Origin of the sequence: Curtobacterium sp. B18 (assembly GCF_000333375.1) — a bacterium.
GTDB lineage: Bacteria > Actinomycetota > Actinomycetes > Actinomycetales > Microbacteriaceae > Curtobacterium.
The window spans coordinates 1-9,247 of sequence record NZ_BACZ01000111.1 but is presented as its reverse complement, the minus strand read 5'-3'; the positions used below and the strand labels follow the sequence as shown (position 1 = coordinate 9,247).

Annotated in this window: 9 protein-coding genes; 5 read left to right on the top strand and 4 right to left on the bottom strand. The window is 73.8% G+C overall.

Features of this window, described 5'->3' with window-relative positions:
* Positions 1-59 precede the first annotated feature (59 nt).
* Positions 60-626, bottom strand: coding sequence for a MarR family winged helix-turn-helix transcriptional regulator (locus tag I5E_RS22515; RefSeq protein ID WP_022905695.1), 567 nt, complete (start codon positions 624-626; stop codon positions 60-62).
* A gap of 231 nt (positions 627-857) precedes the next feature.
* Here I5E_RS22515 and I5E_RS03060 point away from each other — a divergent pair, with 231 nt between their 5' ends.
* From I5E_RS03060 to I5E_RS03045, 4 genes are all read left to right on the top strand, one after another.
* Positions 858-1,457 (top strand): hypothetical protein, encoded by a 600-nt coding sequence (locus I5E_RS03060; protein WP_022905694.1) that lies wholly within the window; start codon positions 858-860, stop codon positions 1,455-1,457.
* A 120-nt stretch (positions 1,458-1,577) separates the two neighbouring features.
* The gene (locus I5E_RS03055) at positions 1,578-2,741 is read left to right on the top strand and encodes a S24/S26 family peptidase (protein WP_022905693.1); all 1,164 of its coding nucleotides are present in this window, start codon (positions 1,578-1,580) and stop codon (positions 2,739-2,741) included.
* 61 nt (positions 2,742-2,802) lie between these two features.
* The gene (locus I5E_RS03050; RefSeq protein ID WP_022905692.1) at positions 2,803-3,966 is read left to right on the top strand and encodes a metallophosphoesterase family protein; all 1,164 of its coding nucleotides are present in this window, start codon (positions 2,803-2,805) and stop codon (positions 3,964-3,966) included.
* Entirely contained in the window at positions 3,966-6,941 is a 2,976-nt protein-coding gene (locus I5E_RS03045) for an AAA family ATPase (RefSeq protein ID WP_022905691.1), read from the top strand. Before I5E_RS03050 ends, I5E_RS03045 begins: the two co-directional genes overlap by 1 nt.
* Positions 6,942-6,975: 34 nt before the next feature.
* Here I5E_RS03045 and I5E_RS25170 read toward each other — a convergent pair whose 3' ends face one another.
* Together I5E_RS25170 and I5E_RS03035 are read right to left on the bottom strand one after the other, a co-directional pair.
* Positions 6,976-7,152, bottom strand: coding sequence for a hypothetical protein (locus I5E_RS25170; RefSeq protein ID WP_022905690.1), 177 nt, complete (start codon positions 7,150-7,152; stop codon positions 6,976-6,978).
* The gene (locus tag I5E_RS03035; RefSeq protein WP_042723538.1) at positions 7,149-7,862 is read right to left on the bottom strand and encodes a class E sortase; all 714 of its coding nucleotides are present in this window, start codon (positions 7,860-7,862) and stop codon (positions 7,149-7,151) included. Before I5E_RS03035 ends, I5E_RS25170 begins: the two co-directional genes overlap by 4 nt.
* A gap of 186 nt (positions 7,863-8,048) precedes the next feature.
* On the opposite strand from I5E_RS03035, the gene I5E_RS03030 reads away from it, so the two are divergent.
* Positions 8,049-8,486, top strand: coding sequence for a GNAT family acetyltransferase (locus I5E_RS03030; RefSeq protein ID WP_031261299.1), 438 nt, complete (start codon positions 8,049-8,051; stop codon positions 8,484-8,486).
* Positions 8,487-8,687: 201 nt separating this feature from the next.
* On the opposite strand, the gene I5E_RS03025 is transcribed toward I5E_RS03030, so the two are convergent.
* On the bottom strand, positions 8,688-9,247 hold a 560-nt coding region (locus tag I5E_RS03025; protein ID WP_022905687.1), incomplete at its 5' end, for an EamA family transporter.

Genomic DNA, 9,247 nt, shown 5'->3' with positions numbered 1-9,247 from the left:
ATGAGGAGTTCTGAGGGGGTCATGCCGGCCACGCTACGCGCGGCGACCGACCCCGTTCGTCACGGGGTGATGCCGGCGACGGTCGCCGCCACGGACACGCTCCGCGAGTGGTGTTCGAGCGCCGTGCCGAGCCGGTCGAAGGCGTCGGCGAGCCGCCGACGGTCGCCGGGGGCGATGACGTCGCGGAAGGCGGCCGTGTAGACGCTGCCGATCTCGCTGGCGACCTCGGAGCCGGAGGCGGTGAGGTGCACGAGGATGCTGCGCCGGTCGGCGGGGTTCGGCCGACGTTCGATGTGGCCGCGCTGCTCGAGCCGGTCGATCAGGCTCGTCATGGCGCCCGTGGAGAGCTCGAGGTACTCACCGGCCTGCTTGGGGGTGACGCCCTCGCCGTCGGCCGAGGCGAGGAAGAACACGAACCGCGAATCGGTCGCGTTGAGGCCGCGGGTGGCGCTCTCGTGGTGCAGGACCCGTGCGTGCTGGGTCTGCAGCGTCCGGAACGCGGTCATGAGCGCCGCGAGGTCCCCGCGCGGGTCGCCCTCGGGGACGCCGATCGTCGGCGACACGGGTGCAGTGGGGAGCTGCGCGGTGTGCAGGCGCTGCGCGAGCGCGGGGACGGTGTCCGTCATCGGGCGGCTCTTCTCGGGTGGTGATCGACGGGGCGATCGGTGGGACGACTGGGGTACGACGCCGTGATGCTCATTGAACAAGTATCTCAGTGATTGAACTACCCCCAACTGTGGGGGTGTAGCTTCCATTGTGAGTCACACGGCGACCAAGTAGCTTGATCGTCGTACGAACCACCGTGCCCGAGCGACCAACCCCGCGGACCCGGCACACCATGGATCAGGAGCTCCGTCATGTCCCGTGTCACCCCTCGCGCCGCTCGTCTCGCCGCCTGGATCGCCGTCCCCGCCGCTCTCGTGGCCTCGGGTGTCGTCGTCTCGACCGCGTCCTACTCGGCGTTCTCCGCCACCACGGTCAACCCCACCAGCAACTGGAGCGCCGGCACCGTCGCCCTCACCGACGACGACAACAACACCGCGCTCTTCACCGCGACCGGTCTGAAGCCCGGTTCGACGGGGACGAACTGCATCACGGTCACCTCGACGGGCACGCTGCCCTCGACGGTGAAGCTGTACGGCACGAACCCGGCGACGACCAACGCCCTCGCGACGAACATCAACCTCACCGTCGAGCAGGGCACGGGCGGCGGCTTCGGCTCCTGCACGGGCTTCACCCCCGCGTCGACCAGCGGCACGCTCTACAGCGGCACCGTCGGGGGCTTCGGCTCGGCCTCGACGAACTTCGCCTCGGGCGTCGGCACCTGGGCGCCGACCGGCAGCGGCTCGGAGTCGCGCGTCTTCCGCTTCACCTACACCGTGTCGAGCACCGCGCCGAACACCGTGCAGGGCGGCACCGCGGCCCTCGGCTTCACCTGGGAGGCCCAGAACAGCTGAGCGGGCCGAGCGGGAGCGTCGTGAGCGCTCCCGCCGCCGCCCAGCGTGACGGCCGGGACCGGGCCCGATCCGGCCCCGTCCGTCACCGCCCGATCAACGCGCCCCCGGTCGAAGGCAGTCATGGTCAGCATCGAAGTGCACGGTGGACCCGCACCGCACGACGCGCTCCGCGACGCCGTCGACTGGGGGCGCGTCGTCGTCGCCACGATCGCCCGCGGCGTCGTCGCGACGGTGCTCGGGCTCGCGCTCTGGGCCGCCGCGCCCGCCGTCATCGGCTGGCAGCCGACGACCGTGGTGACCGGCTCGATGGAACCGCGGCTCGTCCCCGGGGACGTCGTGGTCTCCCGCCCCGTGGCGCCCGCCGAGCTCCGGGCGGGCAGGGTCCTGCTCGCCGACGACCCCGACCAGCCCGGCCACCTGCGCATGCACCGCTACGTCGACGACGGCCCGGACGGCACGATCGTCACCAAGGGCGACGCCAACCCGCAGCAGGACTCGACACCCGTCGAGCGGTCGGCGGTGCACGGGGTCGCCTTCCTGCGGGTCCCCGTCGTCGGCACCCCGATCCTCTGGCTCCGCGAGGGCGCGTGGGGCAGGGTCGGGATCCTCTCGATCGGCCTCGTCGCGCTGCTCGCGCTCTGCACCGTCGACGGATCGCTGCGCCGCCTGGTCGACACCGACCCCGCGGACGGTCCGTCCGACGACGACCCGCCCACGGGACCGGACGACGCCGACGGCACCGCCACCGGCCCGCGGACCGGCAGGGACGACGGCCAGGAGGCGCGGCGCACCCCCGCCAGACACCGTGCGCCCGACCCGTCCACCGTCGCATCGCGCCGCACCGTCCGTCGCATGCGTCGGACCCGCCGGCTCGGCGGCGCAGCAGCCGTGCTCGTCCTCGCCGGCGGTGCCGGGGTGCTGCTGCCCGCGGAGGCCGTCGCGGGACCGTGGACGCGGACCACCGCCACGGCGTCCTCGTTCGGTGCCCTGACGGTGCCGCAGGCCACCGGCCTCGGCTGCACCGCCAACGGCGACGGAACGGTGAACATCGGCTTCACCTACCCGGGGCCCGCGGCGACCTCGTTCTCGGTGCTCAGCGGGACGACCGTCCTCGCCACCGGGACGACCTCACCCGTGCGGGTCACCGGCTCCGGTCTCTTCAACCTGGGACAGGTGTACACCGTCGTCGTGCGCGGGGACTTCCTCGGCAACTGGACGTCGACGAGCACCTCGACCGCCAGGATCCAGACCGCCCTCGTCGGCACGAGCCTCAGCTGCGCCTGAGTTCTCCACAGGCCGCCGCGAGGCACCCGGCGATGTCCCCGGCCGGCGCTACCGTGACCGCATGCGCATCCTGCACACCGGCGACTGGCACCTCGGCCGCACACTGCTGGGTGCCGACCTGCTCGCGCACCAGTCGGCCTTCCTCGACTGGCTCGTCGAACAGGTGCGCGCCCGCGCGGTCGACCTCGTCGTCGTCGCCGGGGACGTCTACGACCGTGCCGTCCCGCCGGTCGACGCCGTCCGGATGCTGTCACGGGTGCTCGAACGGCTGGCCGAGACCACCACGGTCGTGGTCACGCCGGGCAACCACGACTCCGCCGCCCGGCTCGGCTTCGGCGCCGGTGTGATGGACGCGCGGGTCCGGATCCTCGCCGAACCCGCCGGCATCGCCACGCCCGTCCTCGTCGACGACGCTCACGGTCCCGTCGCCGTCTACGGCATCCCCTACCTGCACCCCGACCTGACGCGGTACGCCCTCGCCGCGGTCCCCGACGAACCGCTCGCCCGCTCCCACCAGGCCGTGGTCGGTGCCGCGATGGACCGTGTCCGTGCCGACCTCGCCGGACGCCCGGGCACGCGCAGCGTCGTCGTCGCACACGCGTTCGTCGGTGGGACCGAACCGAGCGACAGCGAGCAGGACATCCGCGTCGGCGGTGTCGACCGGGTGGCGCGCTCCGTGTTCGACGGCATCGACTACGTCGCGCTCGGGCACCTGCACGGTCCGCAGCGGGTCGGTGACGACGACCGCCTCCGCTACGCCGGCTCGCCCCTCGCGTTCTCGTTCGGTGAGCGGCACCAGCGGAAGTCCGTCACCGTGGTCGACCTCGACGACGCGGGCCGGGTGACGGCCGAGCTCGTGCCGACGCCGGTGCCGCGCCGCCTGGTCGACGTCCGCGCCACGATCGACGAGATCGAGTCCGGGGCGCACCAGGCCGCCACGGACGCCTGGGTCCGGGTCGCCGTCACGGACATCGTGCACCCCGAGCGCATGTACGCGCGGGTGAAGGACCGCTTCCCGTTCGCACTCGCCGTCACGCACGAACCCACCGACCGCGGTGAGCGCGCCGCCGCACGCGCGGTCACGGCGACCTCCGACCCGGTCGAGGTCGCGGCGGACTTCGTGTCGTTCGCGACCGGCACCACCCCCGACGACGCCGACCGTGCGATCCTCACCGAGGCGTACGAGGCCGCCGCCGCGGCACTCCAGCGCGAGGGGGACCGCTGATGTACCTGCACCGACTCGACCTCCGCGCGATCGGTCCCTACCCCGACCTCGTGTCGATCGACTTCGCGGCGCTCGCCGCCTCGGGGGTGTTCCTGCTCGAGGGGCCGACCGGTTCCGGCAAGTCGACGATCATCGACGCCGTGGTGTTCGCCCTGTACGGCGGACTCGCCGGTGCCGAGGCGAGCGACGACCGGTTGCACAGCCAGCACGCCGACCCCGCGGTCGAGCCGTTCGTCGAGCTCGTGTTCGAGACCGGTGCCGGGGTGTACCGCCTCCGACGCACACCGCAGTACCACCGCCCGAAGCAGCGGGGGACGGGCACCGTCAAGCAGCAGGCGTCCGCGCAGCTGTTCCGGCTCGCCGGTCCCGGTGACGCGATCGGTGAGCCGATGTCCTCGCGCATCCCCGAGATCGCGATCGAGGTCGCGCGGATCGTCGGACTCGACAAGGCCCAGTTCCTGCAGACCGTCGTCCTGCCGCAGGGCGAGTTCGCCCGGTTCCTGCGGTCGCCCGGCGAAGAGCGCCGGAAGCTGCTGCAGTCGCTGTTCGGCACCGAGGTCTACGACCGGACGGCCGACGAGCTCGCTGCCCGACGCCGCGCCGTCCTCGCCGAGGTCGAGGGTGCCGACGCTGCCGTCCGCGACGCGCTCGCCCGGTTCGCCCAGGCGGCGGGCGCCGACGACCCGGACGAGGCCGCCGTGCCCGAGACCGTCGCCGCACTCCGTGCCACGGCCGACGCTGCCGAGTCCGAGCGCGCCGACGCGACGCGTGCCGCTGCGGCGGCGGCCGCGCACGAGCAGTCGGTCACGGGCCGCGCCGTCGCGGCCGAGCGCCGGACCGCCCTGCTCGCACGTCGTGCCGAACTCGATGCTGGTGCCGACGCCGTCGCGGCCGCCCGGGCCCGAGTGGCGTCCAGCGAACGTGCCGGCCGGGTCGCGGTCGTCGCCGACGGCCTCGACGCCGCTCGGGCGCGGGCGGACCGTGCCCGCGCGTCGACGGACGCCCTCCGTTCCCAGCACGGTCTGACCGCCGACCACGACGCACTCACACGACGGCGGACCGCCGTGACGGACTGTCTCGCCGCGGTCCGGCACCGCGTCGACCTCGAAGCCGCCGTCCCGGGCCGGCGTCGCTCGATAGCGGACGCCGTCGCCCGCGGGGCCCTCCTGGCCGAGCGGCTCGTCGAACTCGACGCCACGCTCGACGCTCGCCCAGCCGAGCGCGCCCGGATCGTCGAGGACGCCCGTGCCGCTGCCGCCCTGGCCGCCGGGTCCGAGGCGGCGCGGCTCGAGGTGGACCGCGTCCGCGTGCTCCGGGCCGAACTCGTCGCACGGGCCGGGTCCGAGCGACGGGTGCACGGCGCCGAACAGGCCGTCGCCGCCGCGCGCACCACCGCCCACGAACTCGTCCGGGCCGAGCAGCACCTGCGGGAGCGCCGCATCGCCGGTCTCGCGGGGGAACTCGGTGCCGCGCTCCAGCCGGGTGACCCGTGTCCCGTCTGCGGCGCGACCGAACACCCCGTCGTCGCCACCCCACAGGACGACCACCCCACCGCCGACGCGATCGAGGCCGCCGCCGAGCGTGCCCGTCGGGCGGAGCGGTCGCTCGCCGACGCAGCGACGACCCTCGCGCTCGAGCGGGCCGAGCTCGATCGGCTCACCGATGCGCTCGGCGACACCGACGACGAGACCGTCGACGCCCTCGCCGCGGCGGCCGACGCTGCCGTGGCCGCTGCGCACGCCGCCGCCGTCCGCGTGCGCGAGCTCGAACAGCAGCGCGCGACGCACGACGACACCACGCGCAGCCTCGAACGGCAGCGGAACGACGTCGACGCCGAAAGGGCCGTGCTCGCCGCCGCGGTGACGTCCGACACCGAACGCCTCGACCAGGACACTGCCGCGGTGGCGCTCGCCGTCGATCGGGTCACCGAGCACCTCGGTACCGCTCCGGAGACGCTCGGCCGCGGGGTCGAGGCCCTCGACGCGCTCGTCGGGCGTCTGGACGCGGTGGTCGAGGCCGACGTCCGGGCGGCCTCGGCGGCGGCCGACGTCGACGAACGTGCGGCCGAGGTCGACCGGGTGCTCAGCGCCCAGGGGTTCGACGACGTCGCCTCCGCCCGTGCCGACGTGCTCGACCAGGCAACGGCCGGGGCGCTCCGAGCCGAGGTCGCCCGCGCCGACCAGGCCCGTGCGGTCGTCGACGCCGGGCTCGCCGAACCGGCCGTGGTCGCCGCGGCGGACGACGACCCACAGACGCTCGACCTCGACGGCGCCCGGGCGGCGCGGGACGCCACCGCAGCCGCGGCCGAGGCCACCGTCCGCGCGGCCACCTCGGCGCTCGACCGTGCGGTCGCCTCCGAGCGGTGCGCGGTGGATCTGGCGACGGCGGTGCGTGCGCGCGACGACACCTCGGCGCGCAGCCGGGCCGTCGTGCGACTCGCGGACGTCGCTGCCGGTGTCGCCTCGGCCAACCCCACCGGGATCACCCTCGGCACCTACGTGCTCATGCGCCGGTTCGAGGACGTCGTCGCGGCGGCGAACGACCGGCTGCGAGCGATGCTCGCGGGTCGCTTCACGCTCGAGACCTCCGACGAGCGGGAGTCCGGCTCACGGTCGCGACGGACGGGGCTCGCACTCGCGGTGCACGACCAGACCACCGACACCGTCCGCGATCCCCGCAGCCTGTCGGGTGGCGAGACCTTCACGGTGTCGCTGTGCCTCGCCCTGGGGCTCGCCGACGTCGTCCAGGCCGAGGCGGGCGGGGTGTCGCTCGGCACGCTGTTCGTCGACGAGGGCTTCGGCACGCTCGACCCCGAGACCCTCGACGACGTGATCGGGCAGCTGTCGCGCCTGACGGCGGGCGGACGCCAGGTGGGGATCGTCAGTCACGTCGAGGAACTGAAGCAGCGGATCCCGGAGCGGATCGCGGTGCGGCGCACGGCCGACGGCGGCTCGCGGGTGACCACCACCGTCTGACGCGCGACGCCGACGGGCCGCCCGCCGACGTGGGTCAGGGCGACGGTGAGACGTCCACCGTGCCGTCCGGCGGGGGCAGGATGTCCGCCGCGACCCACGGGAAGACGTAGGTGAAGAGCACCCACACGATCGCCGCGAGGAGCACGAGCAACTCGATCACCTTGAGCGCCGTGGGGCCGGGCAGGATGCGCCAGACGAACGGGAAGATCACTGCACGGTCTCCGAGAGTTCCTTCGGGGTGCCCTCCGACGCGGGCATCCAGTAGTCGAGCTTGGCGTGGGTGACGTACCGTTCCTTGGCCGACCACATCGGGTGGCACGCGGTCAGGGTCATCCATCGGTCGTCGGCGGTCGGTTCGACGCCGGGCTTGTTCGGCACCGGGGCGATGGTCTCGACGTGGTCGGGCGTGACGATCTGCGAGTCGGTGACCTTGTAGACGTACCAGACGTCGAACTTCGTCTTCGCGTCGGTGACCCGCACCACGATGTCGTCGCCGGTCTTGAGCTCGGCGATCTGGTTGAGGGGCTTGCCGTAGGTGACCCGGTGTCCGGCGACGGCGAAGTTGCCCTCGGCGCCCGGCATGGCGGTGTCCACGTAGTGACCGAGGCCGATGGTGTTGAGGACCTTCTCGCGGTCGGTACCCTCGCCGATCGGTCGCTCGTAGTCCTTGCCGAACCGGGGGATCTGCATGGTCCCGAAGACGTCGGTGACAGCCGGCGGCTCCGCGAGCACGGGTGCCGGCCCGCGGTGCTCGGTCCCGGTGCCGGCGGTGTCGCGTTGCCCGAGGCCGTCGACGAGCTTGGTCTGTTCGTTCACGGCGACGACGTCGGTCCACCACGCCGTCCACACCACGTACAGCCCGGTCCCCACGCCGGCGATGATGAGCAGCTCCGCGATGAGCGAGACGATCGCGCCACCCACGGTCTGACGCCGCCGCGGAGCCCGACGCGCAGCACCCACGGCACCGTCGCGGCGGTCTCGGCGCGACGAGAGTGTCTCGTGTGCGGTCACGGGGCTCCTGATCCGGATGGGGTGGTCGGACAGGTCTATCAGATCACGGCGACGAACCGGAGACGAGGTTGTCCACAGCACCGTTACGGTGCAGTGATGCAGCACGTCCTCCGACCGTTCGCCCCTGCCGACACCGACGCCGTCGTCGCCCTGTGGGAGGAGTGCGGGCTGGTCCGTCCCTGGAACGACCCCCGACGCGACATCGCGCGCAAGCTGACCGTGCAGCCCGAGCTGTTCCTGGTGGCCGAGGACGTCGACGATCCGGCACGCCCGGTGGTCGGGGCCGGCATGGCGGGGTTCGACGGGCACCGGGGCTGGGTGAACTACCTCGCGGTGCGGCCCGACGTGCAGGGCACGGGCCTCGGACGGACGTTCATGGCCGAGTTCGAGCGACTGCTGACGGACCTCGGCTGCCCGAAGCTCAGCCTGCAGGTCCGCGCCGGCAACGAGCGGGTGATCGGCTTCTACGAGTCGCTCGGGTACGCCGACGACCACGCGGTCTCGCTCGGCAAGCGGCTCATCTCCGACGACTGACCCGGGACGCGCGCCGCCCGGCCCGGACGACTCCACGCGCTGAGCGACACCTCACGCGCTCGATCGCCCGTGAACTGTCGCGCAGCGCGAAACGTCCACGCCGCGCGCGCCGCCGCCGCCAGCGCCGCCGCAGCCAGCGCCGCCGCAGCAGCCCGCGCCGCAGCAGCCGCCAGCGCCGCCGCAGCCCGCGCACGCGCCCCGCTACGCGAGCGCCAAGCCCACCGACGCCCCGAACGCGAGCACGATCCCGGTCCACTGCACGGCCGTCAGCCGTTCCCGCAGCACGACCCCGGCCAGCACGACCGTCCCGATCGGGTAGAGCGCGTTGAGCACGCTGACCACGGGGAGCGTCGCCGGGTCGTCGCTCGAGTGCAGTCCCGCATGGATGAACAAGTTCGCCGTCGCGTCCAGGACGCCGCAGACGACCACCGTCCACACCAGGCGGGCCGGCCAGCGTCCGCCGACCCGGATGCGGCCAGACGCGGCAGACCCCGCGACGTCGGCCGACGTCCCGGGGTCTGCCGCGCCTCCAGGACCCCGCACCGGGGCCGCCCGCCGGGCGACGACGACCGCCGCCGTCCCGAGCAGCACGGCCTGCAGGACCCGCGCGACGACCAGCGGCACGACCCCGGAGTCAGAAGGCGTCATGTCGTACGCGAGCACGATCCCGCCGAACCCGCACCCCGCGACCGCCGCCGTCACGAGTCCCACCGTGGTCACCCGCGCCCCCGACGTGTCAAGGACCGCGGCCACCAGCACCG

Excerpts from the sequence above, each read along its gene's own strand:
- I5E_RS03045 (WP_022905691.1), top strand. The coding sequence starts at position 3,966 with ATGTACCTGCACCGACTCGACCTCCGCGCGATCGGTCCCTACCCCGAC.
- I5E_RS03055 (WP_022905693.1), top strand. The coding sequence starts at position 1,578 with ATGGTCAGCATCGAAGTGCACGGTGGACCCGCACCGCACGACGCGCTC.
- I5E_RS22515 (WP_022905695.1), bottom strand. The coding sequence starts at position 626 with ATGACGGACACCGTCCCCGCGCTCGCGCAGCGCCTGCACACCGCGCAG.
- I5E_RS03030 (WP_031261299.1), top strand. The coding sequence starts at position 8,049 with ATGCAGCACGTCCTCCGACCGTTCGCCCCTGCCGACACCGACGCCGTC.
- I5E_RS03060 (WP_022905694.1), top strand. The coding sequence starts at position 858 with ATGTCCCGTGTCACCCCTCGCGCCGCTCGTCTCGCCGCCTGGATCGCC.
- I5E_RS03050 (WP_022905692.1), top strand. The coding sequence starts at position 2,803 with ATGCGCATCCTGCACACCGGCGACTGGCACCTCGGCCGCACACTGCTG.